Source organism: Brevibacterium sp. OS20, from assembly GCF_056837565.1.
Genome location: NZ_CM166367.1, coordinates 2,466,033 through 2,483,216, shown reverse-complemented (window position 1 = coordinate 2,483,216; position 17,184 = coordinate 2,466,033). Strand labels below are relative to the sequence as shown.

The following is a 17,184-nucleotide window of genomic DNA, read 5'->3' as shown; positions in this document are numbered from 1 at the left end:
GACTTTGATAGAATCAAATCCCGTGGTGAATCGAACTGGCCCAGGCGGCACACATACGGCAAAGCACATCTTCGTCACGGGAGGCGTCGCCTCCTCGTTGGGCAAGGGTCTGACGGCATCGAGCCTCGGCCATCTGCTCACTCAGCGCGGCCTCACCGTGGCCATGCAGAAGCTGGATCCCTACCTCAACGTGGATCCCGGCACGATGAACCCCTTCCAGCACGGCGAAGTCTTCGTCACCGAGGATGGTGCCGAGACCGACCTCGACATCGGCCACTACGAGCGCTTCCTCGACAACGACCTCGACGGCGCAGCGAATGTGACCACCGGACAGATCTACTCCTCGGTGATCGCGAAAGAACGCCGCGGTGCGTACCTCGGCGACACCGTCCAGGTCATCCCGCACATCACCGATGAGATCAAGGCGCGGATGCGTGCCCAGGCCGAACGCCCCGAGGCGGACCGCCCCGACGTCATCATCACCGAGATCGGCGGCACCGTCGGCGATATCGAATCCCAGCCCTTCCTCGAGGCGGCCCGCCAGGTCCGTCACGACCTCGGCCGGGACAACGTGTTCTTCATCCACGTCTCCCTCGTGCCCTACCTCGGGCCCTCCGGAGAGCTGAAGACGAAGCCGACCCAGCACTCGGTGGCCACCCTGCGCTCCATCGGCATCCAGCCCGATGCGATCGTGCTCCGCTCCGACCGCGAGCTGCCGGATTCGATCCGCGCGAAGATCGCCGGCGCCTGCGACGTCGAGACCGAAGCTGTCGTGTCCTGCGTCGACGCCCCGAGCATCTACGACATTCCGAAGGTCCTCCACGACGGCGGCCTCGACGTGTTCGTCATCCGCAACCTCAACCTGCCGTTCCGCGACGTCGACTGGACGAAGTGGGACTGGGTACTCGAACGCGTGCACAACCCGTCCCGGGAAGTCACCATCGGCATCGTCGGCAAGTACATCGACCTGCCCGATGCCTACCTCTCCGTCACCGAGGCGCTGCGCCACGGCGGCTTCGCCAACGATGCGAAGGTCAAGATCAAGTGGATCCAGTCCGATGACTGCTCCACCGAAGCCGGAGCCGCGTCGGCACTGTCCGGCCTCGACGCGATCTGCGTGCCCGGAGGCTTCGGCATCCGCGGCATCGAAGGCAAGCTCGGTGCACTCGAATACACCCGCACCAACGGCATTCCGACCCTCGGCCTGTGCTTGGGTCTGCAGTGCATGGTCATCGAATACGCGCGCAACGTCGCCGGCATCGAGGCGGCCTCGTCGTCCGAATTCGACCCCGAGACCACGGTTCCGGTCATCGCGACCATGGCCGAGCAGCTCTCGATCGTCGAAGGCGAAGGCGACCTGGGCGGCACCATGCGTCTGGGCACCTACGAAGCCAAGCTCACCGAAGGCAGCGTCGTGGCCGGCGTGTACGGGGACACGACGATCAGTGAGCGTCACCGTCACCGCTACGAGGTCAACAACACCTACCGGGATCAGCTCGCCGAGGCGGGGCTCGAGTTCTCCGGAACCTCACCGAACGGTGAGCTCGTCGAATTCGTCGAACTTCCGCATGATAAGCACCCGTTCTACGTCTCCACTCAGGCGCACCCCGAGCTGAAGTCGCGTCCGACCTCTCCGCATCCGCTGTTCGCGGGTCTGGTCGCCGCCGCCCTCGAGCGTCAGTGACCGTTGTCCATCTTCACAGCGAATGCCGTCGGCCAGAGCGCCGGCGGCATTCGCCGTTCCACCACCGTCGAGTTTCGGGAGGCAGCCGATGAGCACTCAGCACGATGAGATCCTGCAGGACGATCCGGTGATCCCGCCGATCACCTCCTCCGAGGTCGTCTACGAAGGCGCAGTGTGGGATATCCGCAGAGAGACCTTCGACCTGCCCGAGGCGTCCGGGCTCGTCCGCGATCTCATGGCGCACACCGGTGCCGTCGGCGTGGCCGTCGTCGATGACCAGCAGCGGATCCTCCTGGCCCAGCAGTACCGGCATCCCGTCCGAGCCAGGCTGTGGGAGGTCCCGGCCGGTCTGCTCGACGTTCCCGGAGAGGACCCGCTCGAAGCGGCGAAGAGGGAACTTATCGAGGAAGCCGACCTCACGGCCGACCACTGGGACGTCCTCAGCGACTCCTGCCTGACCCCGGGCGGCAGCTCGGAGACGATGCGTCTCTACCTGGCACGCGGGCTGTCCTCTATTCCCGAAGCCGACCGTCACGAACGCGGCGAAGAAGAGGCAGGCTTCCGCTACGCCTGGGTCGACATCGACGAAGCACTCGAAGCCGTGGCCGATGGACGGATCACCAACGCAATCGCCCAGCTCGCGATCTTCCAGGTCGACCGGGTGCTGCGCGCCGAAGCGGCGGGAGCACCGGTGGAGTTCCGTCCCGTCGATGCGCCGAGGCGACTCGTCGACGGCCGCCCCGAATTCGGTCGTGGTGCTCAGGTCGAGACCATCGGCTCGGGCGAGGACTGAGACCCTGTGGCTCGGCACGGCGCCGAACTCCTGCCGGAGAACCTGCCCGGAGACCTGCGGCGCGCCTTCGAGTCCTATCTCGCTTCCCTGCGGTTCGAACGCGGACTGTCGATGAACTCGATCGACGCCTATGCTCGTGACCTCGCCCGGTACGGAACCTGGCTGACCGATGACGGGGTGAGCCGCCTCGGCGATGTCGATCGACAGAAGGTGGAGAACTTTGCGCTTCACCTGCTCGATTCGGGACTGGCACCGCGGAGTCGGGCACGCGCACTCGTCGCGGTGCGACGATTCCACACGTTCGCGCTGGGGGAGAACCTCGCGCCCACGGACCCGGCCTCCGAGGTCAGCCCACCGCAGGAAGGACTGCGACTGCCCAAGGCACTGGCGCTCGACGAGATCGAAGCGATGATCGCCACCACCGACGGCGAGGAACCCGTGCAGATCCGGGCCGCGGCCCTGCTCGAACTCCTCTACGCCACGGGAGCCCGCATCTCCGAGGCCGTGGGCGTCGACCTCGACGATCTCGACCTCGACTCAGGGCTCGTCCGGCTCTACGGAAAGGGCGGGAAGGAGCGGATCGTGCCCTTCGGATCCCACGCCGCGCGCGCCCTGGGAGCGTGGGTGTCACGGGTGCGTCCGTCGATGGCGGCGAAGGCGAGATCCTCGGCCCCGGCCGGGGCACTGTTCCTCAACGCACGCGGAACCCGGCTCTCCCGGGTCTCGGCGTGGCAGATCGTCAAGGACGCCGGAGAGGCGGCGAAGATCGACGCCGAGGTGTCTCCGCATACGTTCCGACACTCGTTCGCCACGCACCTCCTCGAGGGCGGTGCGGACATCCGCGTCGTCCAGGAGCTGCTCGGCCATGCCTCGGTGACGACGACGCAGATCTATACGAAAGTCTCCGAGGAGACACTGCGGGAAGTGTACGCGACCTCGCACCCCCGAGCGCGGTAGGGTTGGACGTAGAGCAACGAAAGGTGGCCATCCGAGAGATGAATACGCAAGAGGCGTTGGAGATCCCCCAGCAGCGGACCGCAAACGAGCCCCAGGACTTCCCGGAGCCGGCACCCCTGGCTTCGCACGGACCCGCCCGCATCATCGCGATGGTCAACCAGAAGGGCGGGGTCGGCAAGACGACCTCGTCGATCAACCTCGGTGCGGCTCTGGCCGCCTACGGACGCAAGATGCTGCTCGTCGACTTCGACCCGCAGGGCGCACTGTCCGTCGGGCTGGGACTCAACCCCTATGAGCTCGACATCAGCATCTACAACCTGCTGATGAACCCGCGACTGGACCCGCACGAGGTCATCGTCGAAACGGAATTCGACAACATCGACATCCTGCCGGCCAATATCGACCTCTCCGCCGCCGAAGTCCAGCTCGTCGGCGAGGTCGCCCGCGAGCAGGTGCTCGCCCGTGCCCTGTCGAAGGTCGCCGACGAATACGATGTCATCCTCATCGACTGCCAGCCCTCGCTGGGACTGCTCACCGTCAATGCTCTGACCGCCGCCCATGGTGTCGTCATCCCGCTCGAGACCGAGTTCTTCGCCCTGCGCGGCGTCGCCCTGCTCGTCGAGACGATCGAGAAGGTCCAGGACCGGCTCAACCCCTCACTCGAGGTCGACGGAATCCTCGCCACGATGTTCGACTCGCGGACCCTGCACTCGAAGGAAGTCATGTCGCGAGTCACCGAAGCCTTCGGCGACAAGGTCTTCGAGACCGTCATCAACCGCACCGTGAAGTTCCCCGACGCCTCCGTGGCCGCCGAACCGATCACGAGCTTCGCCCCGAAGCACGCCGGCTCCGAAGCCTACCGCCGACTCGCCCGGGAGCTCATCGCCCGCGGAGGCGCACCCTGAGCGACTCCGTAACAGACGTGGAGGAAGCGGCATCTGCCTCAAGCGGTGGCGTCGCCTCGGGCGATGGCGCTGAATCCGGCACTGACATCGTGTCCGGCGATGGCGCAGCGCCCGGCGATGACACGGCTTCCGAGAATGACTCCGCACAGGGATTCCAGGTGCGGTTGGACAACTTCACCGGCCCCTTCGACCTGCTGCTCGGACTGATCTCGAAACGACGCCTCGACGTCACAGAGATCGCCCTCGCCGAGGTGACGGACGAGTTCATCGCCTACACTACAGAGCTGAAGGATCAGGCGAATCTCGCCGAGATCTCCCAGTTCCTCCTCGTCGCCGCGACCCTGCTCGACCTCAAGACCGCACGGCTGCTGCCCCACGAAGACGGTGAAGAGGTCCTCGACCTCGAACTGCTCGAGGCCCGTGACCTCCTCTTCGCCCGGCTGCTGCAGTACAAGGCGTACAAGTCCGTGTCCGGGTACCTGGCCGAAGCGATGGCCGCCGGCTCGATCCGGGCCCCACGCGATGTCGACCTCGAGCCGGAGTTCCAGGACGTGCTGCCGCCGCTGGAGCTGAACATCGGTCCCGGTGAGCTCGCCGGAATCTTCGCCACCGTGCTCCAACGCGACCACACCCCGCCGAGCGTCGCCGTCGACCATATCCACCTGCCGCTCGTGAGCGTGTCCGAGCAGCGCGGGCACATCCTGTCCCTGCTGCGCGCCGGAGACGTCGACTTCCAGGATCTGCTCGAAACAGCCGAGAACACCCTGGTCGTCGTGGCGAGGTTCCTCGCCCTGCTCGAACTGTTCAAGGTCGGCCTCTGCGACTTCGACCAGCCCGAACCTCTGGGACGGCTGCTCATCCACCGCACCGAGATGAACGAAGACGGAGTCGACCTGCGCACCGAAGGCGACTGGAGCGGAGACGAAGCAGAAGGGGAACAATCATGATCGATGACGAGATCCTCGCCGGCATCGAAGCCGTGCTCATGGTCGCCGATTCGGCGGTGACTGCCGAAGACCTCGCGGGCTCCCTCGGCCTCGACGAGGACACCGTCCTCGAAGCGATCCAGACGCTCAAAGCCGACTACGACGGGGACGAGCACCACCGGCAGCGCGGGTTCGAGATCCGCCATGTCGCCGGCGGCTTCCGCATCTTCTCCCGCGGCGACTATCACGAGGTGGTCAAGGACTTCCTCACGGCCGGGCAGAGCGCGAAGCTCTCCCAAGCTGCGCTCGAGACTCTGGCAGTCATCGCCTACCGGCAGCCGATCTCCCGGCCCCGCATCGCAGCCATCCGCGGCGTCAGCGTCGACGGCGTCATCCGCACCCTGCTGCTGCGCGGACTCATCGTCGAAGCAGGCAAGGAAGCGTCCACCTCGGCGCTGCTCTACGCCACCACGCGTACGTTCCTCGACACGATGGGCATGAACGCGATCGACGACCTGCCCGATATCGCCCCCTACCTGCCCGAAGACGCCGACGTCGCCGAACTCGGCGCCGAAGACACCGAAGTGCTCGCCGAGATCGACGGCGCCCTCGACGACGATCTCGACGATGACTCCGATTCGGCCGCCGAGATGTCACGAGTCGCTGATTGATTTGAGAGAATGGATGTATGAGTCCCTACCGTGATCACCGCGCCCCCGGCGGGCGCCAGAACCGACCCAGCCGAAAACAGCGCGCAGCGACGGCGAATCAGGCCTCCAACAAGGGCGGTTCGGGAGCCGGTCAGACATCAGACGCCCACGTCAGCGGGGGTGTGCGGCTGCAGAAGGTGCTCGCCGAGGCGGGACTGGGATCACGCCGTGCCTGTGAGCAGCTCATCGCCGATGGCCGCGTCGAGGTCGACGGGTCCATCGTCACCGAACTGGGCACCCGGATCGACCCCGAAACACAGTCCGTGTACGTGGACACAGTGAGAATTTCGACACAGACCAAGAAGGTCTACCTCGTGCTCAACAAGCCAGCGGGAGTCGTGTCGACCATGAGCGACCCCGAGGGCCGACCCTGCCTGGCCGACTATGTGCGCAACAACAATGAGCGCCTCTTCCACGTCGGCCGTCTCGACACCGAGACCGAGGGCATCATCCTGCTCACCAACGACGGGGAGCTGAGCAACCGCCTGGCCCACCCGCGCTACGAGATCCCGAAGACCTACCTCGCGAAGGTCAAGGGACAGCTGGCGAAGGATGCCGGTGCCATCCTCAAGGCCGGAATCGACCTCGAAGACGGGTTCGTCAAGGTCGACGACTTCAAGCTCGTCGATTCGACTCCGGGCAAGTCCGTCGTCGAACTCACCCTCCATTCCGGCCGCAACCGCATCGTGCGCCGCCTCCTCGCCGAGATCGGCCACCCGGTGGAGCGGCTCGTGCGGCTGAAGTTCGGACCGATCGTCCTCGACGAGCAGAAGCAGGGCAAGATCCGCCCGCTGCGCTCCGATGAGGTGGGCGCACTGTTCGAGGCCGTCGGTCTGTGAGAGTCCACATCATCGGCACCGGCCTGCTCGGTGCCAGCCTGGGGTTGGCGCTGAGCGCAAAGGGCCATCAGGTGACCCTCGAAGACACCTCACCGACCGCGCAGCAGCTCGCCGCGGATCTCGGCGCCGGTCAGGTTGTCAATCCGACCGAAGACCTCGCCGAGGCGGCCGACCCGACCGTCGCCGCCGACGCGGCATCTTCTGGCGCGCACCCGGACATCGTCGTCGTGGCCACCCCGCCCGACGTCGCCGCACGGGTGATCGCCTCGGCGCTCGAGGACTACCCGAACGCTACGGTCACCGACGTCGCCAGCGTGAAGACCCGCCTCCTCGAAGCGGTGCGCGAATTGGTCACGGAACCTCAGCTCGATCGCTATATCGGCTGCCATCCGATGGCCGGACGCGAGAAGTCCGGGGCGATCGCCGCCCAGTCGGACCTGTTCACGGCCCGGCCCTGGGTGATCTGCTCGGATGAGCAGACCCCGGCCGACCGCCTCGGCGAGGTCATCGCCATGGCCGAAGATACGGGTGCCTCGGTGCTCCACCTGGATCCGCGCATCCACGATGCCGCGGTCGCGAAGGTCTCGCATGTGCCGCAGATCGTGTCCTCCCTCGTCGCCTCTCAGCTGCGGCACGCGCCTCTGGAGGAGATCTCACTGGCCGGGCAGGGACTGCGCGATGTCACGCGCATCGCCGCTTCGGACCCGGGTCTGTGGACGCAGATCCTGACCGGAAACGCCGAAGAGGTCCGCTCCGTGCTCATCGATCTGCGCACCGAGCTCGACGAGGTCATCGGCGCACTCGAACTCGGACCCGGGTCGACGGGACTGCTCGCCAAGATGATCGCTTTGGGCAACGAGGGACACGACCGAATTCCCGGCAAGCACGGGCAGCCGCCGACCACCTATGCTGTTGTCACGATCCTGGTTCCGGATACGCCCGGAATGCTGGCCCGGCTGTTCAAGGACATCGGCGACCTCGGCGTCAATGTCGAGGATTTCCGGATGGATCACGCCTCCGGTCGGAAACTGGGCATGGTCGACGTGTCCGTGGTCCCGGCCATCCAGCAGGAGCTGGAGATCGGATTGCTGTCGAAGGGATGGCAGATCCCCGAATCCGCCATCGAGAAAGAAGGAACTGCATGAGCGTCGTAGCCATTGACGGACCGTCCGGAGTGGGCAAGTCGAGCACCGCCAAGGAGGTGGCGCGGCGACTGGGGTACCAGTACCTGGACACCGGTGCGATGTACCGGGCGATGGCGTGGCTGTGCCTCAACCGCGGAGTCACCGACCCCGTCGACGTGCTCGAGCAGGTGCGCGGAGCGGATCTGGAGATCTCGCTCAGCCCCGACGAATTCTTCGTCTCCGTCGACGACATCGACGTCACCGAGGACATCCGCGGTGAGGACGTGTCGGCGAACGTGCAGACGGTCTCCGGTGTCATCGACGCCCGCGAGGAGCTCATCGAGTTGCAGCGGGCTTATATCGCCGCCGCTCCCGAGGGCATCGTCGTCGAGGGCCGGGACATCACCACCGTGGTGGCCCCCGATGCCGATGTGCGCATCCTCATGACCGCCCGCGATGAGGTCCGCGTGGCCCGCCGGGCCAAGGAAGTGCACGGCAATGCCGACGCCGAGGCGATCGCCGCCACCCAAGACCTCGTCACGGGCCGTGACGCCAAGGACTCCGCCACGACGAGCTTCCTCGAGGCCGCCGACGGAGTGTTCACACTCGATACCAGTGACATCGACTTCGACCAGGTGGTCGAGACGGTGCTGCAGCTGGTGAAGGACTCACAATGAGCGAATCCGAATTCCACGAGACACCCGACGAAGACCTCGTCGATCGTGTCGAGAGCATCAGCGACGAGGAGGCCGAGCAGCGGGCGACCGCGCTGGAGGCCGGACTCGAAAGCTATGAGCTCGAAGACGAGGACCGTGCGCTGCTGCGCGCCTACGGCTTCGATGACGACGACGATGAAACGCTCGGTGCCGCACCGGTGCTGGCCGTCGTCGGTCGCCCCAACGTCGGCAAGTCGACTCTGGTCAACCGCATCCTCGGCCGCCGCGAAGCCGTCGTCGAGGACGTTCCGGGCGTCACTCGTGACCGCGTGAGCTACCGGGCGGAATGGAACACGAAGGAATTCACCCTCGTCGACACCGGCGGTTGGGACCAGGACTCGAAGGGCATGGCCTCGCGCATCGCGATCCAGTCCGAGGTCGCCGTGGACATGGCCGATGCCGTGCTCCTCGTCGTCGATGCCACGACCGGCCCGACCTCGACCGATGAGATGGTCGTGAAGATGCTGCGCCGGAAGAAGAAGCCGGTCCTCCTCGCCGCGAACAAGGTCGACGACGAGCGCGGCGAGCTCATGGCCGCCGAACTCTGGGGCTTGGGCCTCGGCCAGCCGTGGACTGTTTCGGCTCTGCACGGTCGGGGAGTCGCCGACCTGCTCGACGAAGTGCTCACGATCCTGCCTGAGGTCTCGGCCGTCGACACCCGCGTCGAAGAGGGCGGACCGCGTCGTGTGGCCCTCGTCGGCCGTCCGAACGTCGGCAAGTCGTCCCTGCTCAACCAGCTCATCGGTTCCGACCGGGTGCTCGTCGACAATGTCGCGGGCACCACTCGTGACCCGGTTGACGAGCTCATCGAGCTCGGCGGTAAGCAGTGGCGCTTCGTCGACACTGCCGGTATCCGCCGTCGCGCTCATCAGGCCAGTGGTGCCGACTTCTATGCAGCGCTGCGCACGCAGACCGCGCTCGAACGCGCCGAGGTGGCTCTCGTCCTCATGGAGGTCCAGGATCCCCTGAGCGAGCAGGACGTCCGCATCGTCACGACCGCCGTCGAGGCGGGACGTGCCGTGGTGCTGGCGTTCAACAAGTGGGATCTGCTCGATGACGAACGTCGCTTCTATCTGGAGCGGGAGATCGAACGGGATCTCGGCCATGTGGCATGGGCACCGCGCGTGAACATCTCGGCGAAGACCGGCCGCCATGCGGAGAAGCTCGTACCGGCGATGGAGACCGCTCTCGAAGGCTGGGACACCCGTATTCCGACGGGACGACTCAATGCTTTCCTCGGTGAGCTGGTCGCGGCCAACCCGCACCCGGTGCGCGGCGGTAAGCAGCCGCGCATCCTCTTCGGCACTCAGGCGCAGTCGCGTCCGCCGAAGTTCGTGCTCTTCACCACCGGCTTCCTCGATCCCGGTTACCGCCGGTTCATCATCCGTCGCCTGCGCGAGACCTTCGGCTTCAAGGGCACTCCCATCGAGGTGTCGATGCGCATCCGCGAGAAGCGTCGGGGACGCTGAATGAACGAGGACGAGCAGGCGCAGGCGTCGGGCGCCGCTGACGGTGCGGTCGGATCAGCCGGCGATGCCGCGCGCCCGGCCGAGCCTGCGCCGTCCTCAACACCGTTAGCCGGTTCGACGTCCGGGCACACGGGCCCTGTGGCGGACTCGGAGTCTGCACACGCTGACTCTGCGTCGGGGAAGGTCGGATACGCCGCCTCCGACGCAGCGGGCGAGGCACGCCCTTGGCATGCACGGCCGCCGGCACGGGCTCTGATGATCGCGGTGACGCTGGCAGGGCTGGCGTACGCGCTGATGTTCTTCCGCGGACTCCAGGACATCGTTGCTCCGGTGTTCCTCGCGCTCAACTTCTACATCGTCGTCTACCCGGTGCAGCGGCTGCTCACTCGGATCAAGGTGCCGCGGGCGATCGGGGCGTGCATCTCGGTCGTGCTCGTGCTGTGCATGATCTTCGCTTTCTTCGGCCTCACGGCATGGTCTGTCGCCGAGCTCGTCATCCTCATCCCCAGTTACAGCAATGAACTCGTGGCCACCTACCAGAGCACTCTGGCGCTGCTGTCGGACATCGGGGTGACATCCTCGGTGATCCAGCAGCAGCTCTCGGCTTTCGACGTCCGCTCCGTCCTCGACGCCGTCTATCCGCTGCTGACGAACCTGTCGTCGGTTGCGGGCCTGCTGACCACGGTGATCATGGCGGTGTTCTTCGTGGCGATGGACTCGATGGGCATCGACAAGCGGATGGCGATGCTGCTCGATGTGAAGCCCTCGCTGTCGGCGTCGATCGGCGACTTCGCCAGTGGCGTCCGCCGCTACTGGGTGGTGGCCACGGTCTTCGGCCTCATCGTCGCATTCCTCGACGTCATCGCCTTGGCGATCATCGACGTCCCGCTCATCTGGGTGTGGGGAGTCCTCGCATTCCTGACGAACTACATTCCGAACATCGGCTTCGTCATCGGTCTCGTCCCACCGGCTCTGCTGGCGCTGGTCGACAGCGGCTGGCAGTCGGCCCTGTGGGTGGTCATCGCCTACAGCGTGCTCAACTTCGTCATCCAGGCGATCATCCAGCCGAAGTTCACCGGTGAGTCGGTGGGCGTGACCCCGCTGATCTCGTTCCTGTCACTGCTGTTCTGGGTGTGGATCCTCGGCTGGCTCGGCGCCCTGCTCGCACTGCCGGCGACACTGCTCATCAAGGCTCTGCTGGTCGACGCGGATCCCAGAGCCAGGTGGGTGAATATCCTTCTCGCCTCCGATCCGCGCACCGGCCGAGCCGAATTGGTCAAGGGCCTGAAGAAGCCGGTGACGGCGGACTGATCAATACCTCTTGCCCGGTCTGGGAGTCTGACGGACTGACCCGACGCCGCCGAAAGGTTTCGGCTCGAAGAGCCCACCGATTTCGCATTGCCGGGCACTTGTCCGTCAACCCCTCGCACTGTGGCGGCAGAGTGGTTAGCATGAAGTATGGCGACACTACTGAATATCCATCCGGAGAACCCGCAGGACCGACTGATCGAGAAGGCCGCTGAGTCACTCAGGAACGGTGGCCTGATCGCCTATCCGACGGATTCCTGTTATGCCCTCGGCTGTGCCTTGGACAACAAGGAAGGCATCGAGCGGATCACCCGCATCCGGCACCTCGGTTCGAAGCACCATTTCACGCTGATGTGCCATGACTTCGCTCAGCTGGGCCAGTTCGTCATCGTCGACAATTCCGATTTCCGAGCCATCAAATCGATGACGCCGGGGCCGTACACGTTCATCATGAAGGCGACGAAGGAAGTCCCGCGCCGGATGATGCACCCGAAGAAGCATTCGGTCGGCGCTCGGATTCCGCAGAACGTCACGGCCCTCGCCCTCGTCGAGGCGATGGGGGAGCCGATCCTGTCCTCGACGCTGCTGCTGCCCGGCGATGAGGATCCGCTGACTCACGCCGAGGATGTCATGGACCAGCTCGGCAATGACCTCGATATCGTCGTCGAGTCCGGTGTCCCCGGAGTCGTGCCGACCTCGGTCATCGATTTCACCGGACGGTACCCCGAGGTGGCTCGCGTCGGAGCCGGGGACGTCTCCCGGTTCCAGGATGAATGAGACGGCCGGGCACGCCCAACCGAATTTAATGAGTGTGACTGATCGTTCTGTGTGACTGATCGTTCTGAACGTTCGGAACGATCAACTCAGCGAAATCTCGCCGAGGTGGCCGGGCCGCCTCGGCGAGATGATCGTTCTGAACTGTCGCCCTCTTGAACGGATGATTCTCTTATTCGTCAGAGCCCGAGGTAGGCCGCCTGAACCTCGGGGTTGTCGAGCAGCCGAGAGGCATCATCAGCGAGGACGATCCTCCCCTCAGCAAGGACGTATCCTCTGTGGGCGATCGCCAGCGATGCCTTCGCGTTCTGCTCGCTGAGCAGGACGCCGATGCCGTTTCGATTGATCTGGGCGACTGACTCGAGCACCTGCTCGACGACGATGGGAGCCAGGCCCATCGACGGCTCATCCAGGATCAGCAGGCTCGGGTCGGACATCAATGCTCGTCCGATTGCGACCATCTGCTGCTGTCCGCCGGACAGGGAGCCTGCTGGTTGCTTCGCCTTCTCTTTGAGGATCGGAAACATATCGAGGACCTCAGCGTAGACCTCTTCTGTTCGCGATCTGTTCCGGTGAGGATAGGACCCCAGACGCAGGTTCTTCTCCACCGACATCTTGCCGAACAGGTGGCGACCTTCCGGGCAGTGCGCGATACCGGCTTTGACGATGGCATTCGGGCGAGCTCGTTGCAGCTGACGACCCTCATAGGTGATCGACCCGGCACGGACACGCATCAGTCCGCTGATGGTTCTGAAGAGTGTCGTCTTGCCTGACCCGTTCGCTCCGAGGACCACGGTGAGCTCTCCTGGATTCGCCGTGATGCTCACCCCGTGGAGAACGTTCGTGGCATCGTACCCGGTGCTGACATTGTCGAGCGTGAGCATCAGTTCTCCTCCTGTGCTGTCGAACCGAGATAGGCACGGATGACATCCGGATTCGTTTGGATCTCCGCCGGTGCGCCGAGCGCCAGCTTCTGCCCGTGGTCCAGGACGAGGATCGTGTCCGCGAGGTCCATGATCATCGTCATCTTGTGCTCGACGAGGAGGACGGAAACGCCTCGCTGTGGCAACGACCGAATGAGGTTGCCGAAATCGACGGTCTCCTCTTCGGGGATGCCGCCGGCGGGTTCGTCGAGCAGCAGCAGCTCGGGCTCCGTGGCCAGCGCCATGGCCACTGCGGTGCGTTTCTGCACCTCCTGCGGAACATTGGACGCCAGATCGTGCCGATATTCCGCGACCCCGCAGAACTCAAGAGCTTCCATCGCCTTGTCTTCGTTGATACGTGATTCACGACGATGGCGAGGCGTGTGGAAGACCGCGTCGAAGACGTTGGACTTCGAACGGACGATTCGACCGGCCAAGACGTTTTCCAACAGAGTGCTGTCATCGAACAAGTTCGTTGTCTGGAATGTGCGGGCAATGCCGCCGGCCACAGTCCGGTGTGGTGAGGAATGAGTGATGTCCTCACCCTTGAAGCTGATGGTCCCGGCTGTGGGCCGATAGAATCCATGGACAAGGTTGAACAGCGTTGACTTGCCTGCTCCATTGGGACCGATGACTGCAGTGATCTGACCTGCCTCGACGTCCAGACTGACGTCCTTGACCGCATCGAGCCCGCCGAAGCGCTTACCGAGGTCTCGTATTTCAAGCATTGTCATTTCGTCTCCTCGGAAGAGGGGGTGCCTCCGGTCCGGCCGGCACCCGATTCGATCCCGTCGGCGACGTTGCGTGCGCGGTGGTCGCCTGTTCCGCCAGAGGTCGAAGCACCTGTCGAATCGAGATCGTCGTCGGCACCACGGGCTTCCTCCGCCCTGCGCCGTCGATTGCGTCTGTCGACGAAACCGCCGAGGTATCCGACGATTCCCCGCGGCGCGAAGATCACGAGGGCGACGATGATGGGACCCAGCACGATGAATCGATAGGCCTGGAAGTCCTGGAAGAGTTCAAACAGGAATGTCACGATCATGCTTCCGAGCAGAGGACCCGCGACAGTGCCCATGCCTCCGACGAGAATGAACATGAGGAATTCGAAGGTCTTGTCGATCGATGCCGCATCGGGTCCGATGAAACCGACCACTGTTGCGTAGAGGCCGCCGCCGACTCCGCCGAAGACAGCCGAGGCGGCGAAGGCGAGCTGTTTGCTGAAGCCGACGCGCACTCCGATCGCATCCGCCAGGTCTTCGCTCGTCCTGATGGTCAGCAGTGTGCGGCCTACGCTTGAACGCCTGATCGCATAGGTCGTGTAGACACAGATGAGCAGGATTGCGAACACCAGGTAGAACATCGCGACCGGAGATTCGAAGTCGATGAGCCCTCCGCCTTCGGGGAATTTCACATTGTTGACCCCGGAATGGGCATGAGTCACGGGCTCCCAGCGGCTGATGACGAGGAAGATGATGAAGCCGATGGCCATTGTGAAGATGGCGAAGTACTCATCCTTGGTCCGCAGGGCGATCAGCCCGCAGAGGTAGCCGATGACCGCAGTCCCGACGACTGACACGACGAAGGCTGCCCAGAAGCTCCAGTCGTAATCGGTGGTGAGCAGCCCGACTCCATAGGCGCCGATTCCGAAGAACCCGCCTTGAGCCAGGTTCAGCTGTCCCGTGAAGCCGAGGATGATGTTGAGGCCGTAGACAGCGATCGCCGCACACATGCCCACGGTGATCACTCGCATCGCGTAGTTCTCCTGTGCAAACGCCAGGGGCGTCAGACCGAGCAGAATGATGACGGCGATGGTGCCGACGATTCGAGGATTCTTCATCGAGCTCATCGCTGCACCGCCTTTGTGAACAGTCCGTTCGGCTTGATGGCCAGCACAGCGACGAGAACGATGAACGCCACGGCCTCTCCGACGGCTGAGGAGATGTAGGTCGCCGTCATCGTCTCTGCGATAGCGAGTGCGAAACCGCCGACGATGGCGCCGGGAAGCGACCCCAGACCACCGAGGATGATAATGGCGAACACCTTGAGATTGAGTGCGTCGCCCATCGTCGGGGACAGGAGATTGATCGGTGCGACGAGGCCCGCCGCGATGGTGGCCAGGAGGGCGGACAGCCCCAGTGTCAGCATTGAAACCATTGACGGGTTGATGCCGACCAGCGATGCACCGACGCGGTCCTGTTCGATCGCTTCGATCGTCTGGCCATGGATAGACCGCTTGATGAACAGCGCCAACAGCGCCAAGACGATCACAGCGGTGACGATGATGACGATTCGCTGCGCAGAGATCTCGGCGCCGAGAATGCGGAGTTCGCCGGTGATCGGTGTGTCCATGCGGCGGAAGTCAGCGCCCCAGATCGCTTGGGCCAGTGCTTGGAAGAAGAACATCGCACCGACGGCCGCGATCATGTGGTGAGTGTGTGGGGAGTTGCGCAGGGGGTGGAAGACGAGGCGCTCGAGACCGACTCCGACAATGAAGAGCATGATCGCAGCGATGCCGATTGCGGCGATATAGGGAACGCCGACGGTTGTCAGGAAGAAGTAGGTGATGTAGGCGCCGAGCATATACAGCGCACCGTGAGCCAGGTTGGGAATGCGCAGCACTCCGAATACCAATGTCAGCCCGATCGCAGCGAGACAGTAGACACCGCCCAGCGCGAGGCCGTTGAAGAGTTGTTGGATGAAGAGGGTCATGATTGTTGGGTCCTCTGCAGGCATGAGTGCGGCCCGGGTGAGGCGCACCGATGCGCCTCACCTTCAGAACGGCCGTTGACGGAGATTACTTGTCGTCGGATACCTGTTCGATCGGCACCTTGGTGTATTTGCCGTCTTCATTGAGGAAGGTTGCTTCCAGATTCGGGTTGAGGAGGTGGCCCTGTTCTGTGATCTCGTCGGGGAAGCCATTGACCTTGTACTTGTCATCGACCTCAGGCAGTGCCTCGCTGATGGCTTCGCGAATCTTCTCGGGGTCGTCGGTTGTCCCCGCAGTCTCCATCGCCTTCGCGATGATCGCAATTCCCTGGTAGTTCAGTGCCGTTTCACTGGTCGGGACCTTCTTCTCTCCGGCCTTCTCAGCAAATTTCTTCAGGAAGTCCTCGGTACCGGGATCCTCGTATTCGGAGACTGGCAGGACGCCGACCGAATTCTTGAGATTGTCGAGCTTCGTCACCGTGGCCATTTCATCCAGTTTCGCCTGGTCCATGACGAGGAAGCTGCCCTTGAAGCCCTGCTTTCGAGCTTCTTCCATGATCAGCGCTGTCGGTTGGGAAGGTCCGCCGACGAAGATGGCGTCAGGCTTCTCTGACAGGGCTTTCGAGACGGGGCCCGCAAAGTCGGACACGGTGGCGTAGTCGACGCTGTTGTCGCCGCCGATCTTCCCGCCGGCTTCACTCCAGGCATCCTTGATCGACTTGGTCCACTGTTGTCCGTACTCACTCTGAGTACCTAGCAGAGCGAGCTTCTTGCCTCCGTGCTCCATGGCAGTTTCGGAGAATTCCTCGGCATAGGACTCGAAGTTCGGAGGAATCATCATCGTCAGAGGGTTGTCGGCCTGCACGATCGCCGGGTCAGAGGTGTAGGCGGAGATGAGGAAGTTCGACCTGCCGCTGTTGATCTGCTGAATCGCCTTGATCGCTCCGGCGTTCGGGGAGACGACCACCGGGGCCTTGTCCTGATCGGCCAATCGTTGAGCATTGCTTGCCGCGGTGGATGGTGCGTATTTGTCGTCGAGGGACTTCAGCTCCAGTGTCACGGGATTGCCGTCGACCTCTACACCGTCTGCGTTGAGGTCGTCGATGGCCATTTCGAGACCGATCTTCACGTTCTCGCCGTACGCGGCGCCTCCTCCGCTGAGCGGTCCGGTGTAGCCGATGACAACCGTGTCACCCTCACCCGAGCCACCACCTCCTCCGCAGGCTGTGGCAGTCAATGCGATTGCTCCCAAAACTGCGGCTGCCGAGAGTCTGCGGCGGCGACTTCGCGAGACAGAGTTCATCTTTTCTCCTTTGAAAAGCTCCTGGAGCGGGCTCGCTCCACACGTTG

Annotated in this window: 17 protein-coding genes; 12 read left to right on the top strand and 5 right to left on the bottom strand. The window is 64.0% G+C overall.

The annotated features are described in order from the left end of the window. Positions 1-4 precede the first annotated feature (4 nt). The 12 genes from ACVZTU_RS11125 to ACVZTU_RS11070 all read left to right on the top strand — a co-directional run bounded on the left by ACVZTU_RS11125 (position 5) and on the right by ACVZTU_RS11070 (position 12,208). Positions 5-1,684 (top strand): CTP synthase, encoded by a 1,680-nt coding sequence (locus tag ACVZTU_RS11125; protein WP_482400396.1) that lies wholly within the window; start codon positions 5-7, stop codon positions 1,682-1,684. Between the two features lie 88 nt (positions 1,685-1,772). Then, positions 1,773-2,477, top strand: a complete 705-nt coding sequence (locus ACVZTU_RS11120) for an NUDIX domain-containing protein (protein WP_446657347.1) — start codon at positions 1,773-1,775, stop codon at positions 2,475-2,477. A gap of 6 nt (positions 2,478-2,483) precedes the next feature. Next, entirely contained in the window at positions 2,484-3,434 is a 951-nt protein-coding gene (xerD, locus tag ACVZTU_RS11115) for a site-specific tyrosine recombinase XerD (protein WP_420096582.1), read from the top strand. A 38-nt stretch (positions 3,435-3,472) separates the two neighbouring features. Further along, the gene (locus tag ACVZTU_RS11110) at positions 3,473-4,339 is read left to right on the top strand and encodes a ParA family protein (RefSeq protein WP_101546302.1); all 867 of its coding nucleotides are present in this window, start codon (positions 3,473-3,475) and stop codon (positions 4,337-4,339) included. Between the two features lie 89 nt (positions 4,340-4,428). Beyond that, positions 4,429-5,286 carry a segregation and condensation protein A gene (locus ACVZTU_RS11105; protein WP_229664124.1) on the top strand — a complete coding sequence of 286 codons (858 nt, stop codon included), beginning with the start codon at positions 4,429-4,431 and terminating at the stop codon, positions 5,284-5,286. Continuing rightward, positions 5,283-5,936, top strand: a complete 654-nt coding sequence (scpB, locus tag ACVZTU_RS11100; protein ID WP_181271742.1) for an SMC-Scp complex subunit ScpB — start codon at positions 5,283-5,285, stop codon at positions 5,934-5,936. The genes ACVZTU_RS11105 and scpB overlap by 4 nt, the downstream gene beginning before the upstream one ends. Before the next feature lie 17 nt (positions 5,937-5,953). Then, on the top strand, positions 5,954-6,814 hold the full coding sequence (locus ACVZTU_RS11095; RefSeq protein ID WP_139908276.1) for a pseudouridine synthase: 861 nt from the start codon (positions 5,954-5,956) through the stop codon (positions 6,812-6,814). Then, the gene (locus tag ACVZTU_RS11090) at positions 6,811-7,959 is read left to right on the top strand and encodes a prephenate dehydrogenase (RefSeq protein WP_482400395.1); all 1,149 of its coding nucleotides are present in this window, start codon (positions 6,811-6,813) and stop codon (positions 7,957-7,959) included. The genes ACVZTU_RS11095 and ACVZTU_RS11090 overlap by 4 nt, the downstream gene beginning before the upstream one ends. Continuing rightward, positions 7,956-8,615 (top strand): (d)CMP kinase, encoded by a 660-nt coding sequence (gene cmk, locus ACVZTU_RS11085; RefSeq protein ID WP_482400394.1) that lies wholly within the window; start codon positions 7,956-7,958, stop codon positions 8,613-8,615. Before ACVZTU_RS11090 ends, cmk begins: the two co-directional genes overlap by 4 nt. Beyond that, complete coding sequence (gene der, locus ACVZTU_RS11080) at positions 8,612-10,123, top strand: ribosome biogenesis GTPase Der (protein ID WP_139469735.1); 1,512 nt, start codon at positions 8,612-8,614, stop codon at positions 10,121-10,123. Before cmk ends, der begins: the two co-directional genes overlap by 4 nt. After that, on the top strand, positions 10,124-11,434 hold the full coding sequence (locus ACVZTU_RS11075) for an AI-2E family transporter (RefSeq protein ID WP_482400393.1): 1,311 nt from the start codon (positions 10,124-10,126) through the stop codon (positions 11,432-11,434). 147 nt (positions 11,435-11,581) lie between these two features. Beyond that, positions 11,582-12,208, top strand: a complete 627-nt coding sequence (locus ACVZTU_RS11070; protein ID WP_139469736.1) for an L-threonylcarbamoyladenylate synthase — start codon at positions 11,582-11,584, stop codon at positions 12,206-12,208. Positions 12,209-12,384: 176 nt separating this feature from the next. Here ACVZTU_RS11070 and ACVZTU_RS11065 read toward each other — a convergent pair whose 3' ends face one another. The 5 genes from ACVZTU_RS11065 to ACVZTU_RS11045 all read right to left on the bottom strand — a co-directional run bounded on the left by ACVZTU_RS11065 (position 12,385) and on the right by ACVZTU_RS11045 (position 17,137). Beyond that, positions 12,385-13,089 carry an ABC transporter ATP-binding protein gene (locus ACVZTU_RS11065; protein ID WP_139908273.1) on the bottom strand — a complete coding sequence of 235 codons (705 nt, stop codon included), beginning with the start codon at positions 13,087-13,089 and terminating at the stop codon, positions 12,385-12,387. Beyond that, entirely contained in the window at positions 13,089-13,862 is a 774-nt protein-coding gene (locus tag ACVZTU_RS11060) for an ABC transporter ATP-binding protein (protein WP_482400392.1), read from the bottom strand. The genes ACVZTU_RS11065 and ACVZTU_RS11060 overlap by 1 nt, the downstream gene beginning before the upstream one ends. Beyond that, complete coding sequence (locus tag ACVZTU_RS11055; protein WP_482400391.1) at positions 13,859-14,965, bottom strand: branched-chain amino acid ABC transporter permease; 1,107 nt, start codon at positions 14,963-14,965, stop codon at positions 13,859-13,861. Before ACVZTU_RS11055 ends, ACVZTU_RS11060 begins: the two co-directional genes overlap by 4 nt. 5 nt (positions 14,966-14,970) lie before the next feature. Then, positions 14,971-15,837 carry a branched-chain amino acid ABC transporter permease gene (locus ACVZTU_RS11050; protein WP_139469740.1) on the bottom strand — a complete coding sequence of 289 codons (867 nt, stop codon included), beginning with the start codon at positions 15,835-15,837 and terminating at the stop codon, positions 14,971-14,973. An 85-nt stretch (positions 15,838-15,922) separates the two neighbouring features. Next, complete coding sequence (locus tag ACVZTU_RS11045; RefSeq protein WP_482400390.1) at positions 15,923-17,137, bottom strand: ABC transporter substrate-binding protein; 1,215 nt, start codon at positions 17,135-17,137, stop codon at positions 15,923-15,925. Positions 17,138-17,184: the final 47 nt, after the last annotated feature.

What these genes read in the sequence shown, in the direction of transcription:
- scpB (WP_181271742.1), top strand. Translation starts at nt 5,283, where the DNA reads ATGATCGATGACGAGATCCTCGCCGGCATCGAAGCCGTGCTCATGGTC.
- ACVZTU_RS11120 (WP_446657347.1), top strand. Translation starts at nt 1,773, where the DNA reads ATGAGCACTCAGCACGATGAGATCCTGCAGGACGATCCGGTGATCCCG.
- ACVZTU_RS11065 (WP_139908273.1), bottom strand. Translation starts at nt 13,089, where the DNA reads ATGCTCACGCTCGACAATGTCAGCACCGGGTACGATGCCACGAACGTT.
- cmk (WP_482400394.1), top strand. Translation starts at nt 7,956, where the DNA reads ATGAGCGTCGTAGCCATTGACGGACCGTCCGGAGTGGGCAAGTCGAGC.
- ACVZTU_RS11075 (WP_482400393.1), top strand. Translation starts at nt 10,124, where the DNA reads ATGAACGAGGACGAGCAGGCGCAGGCGTCGGGCGCCGCTGACGGTGCG.
- ACVZTU_RS11070 (WP_139469736.1), top strand. Translation starts at nt 11,582, where the DNA reads ATGGCGACACTACTGAATATCCATCCGGAGAACCCGCAGGACCGACTG.
- ACVZTU_RS11055 (WP_482400391.1), bottom strand. Translation starts at nt 14,965, where the DNA reads ATGAAGAATCCTCGAATCGTCGGCACCATCGCCGTCATCATTCTGCTC.
- ACVZTU_RS11045 (WP_482400390.1), bottom strand. Translation starts at nt 17,137, where the DNA reads ATGAACTCTGTCTCGCGAAGTCGCCGCCGCAGACTCTCGGCAGCCGCA.
- ACVZTU_RS11110 (WP_101546302.1), top strand. Translation starts at nt 3,473, where the DNA reads ATGAATACGCAAGAGGCGTTGGAGATCCCCCAGCAGCGGACCGCAAAC.
- der (WP_139469735.1), top strand. Translation starts at nt 8,612, where the DNA reads ATGAGCGAATCCGAATTCCACGAGACACCCGACGAAGACCTCGTCGAT.
- ACVZTU_RS11095 (WP_139908276.1), top strand. Translation starts at nt 5,954, where the DNA reads ATGAGTCCCTACCGTGATCACCGCGCCCCCGGCGGGCGCCAGAACCGA.
- ACVZTU_RS11050 (WP_139469740.1), bottom strand. Translation starts at nt 15,837, where the DNA reads ATGACCCTCTTCATCCAACAACTCTTCAACGGCCTCGCGCTGGGCGGT.
- ACVZTU_RS11060 (WP_482400392.1), bottom strand. Translation starts at nt 13,862, where the DNA reads ATGACAATGCTTGAAATACGAGACCTCGGTAAGCGCTTCGGCGGGCTC.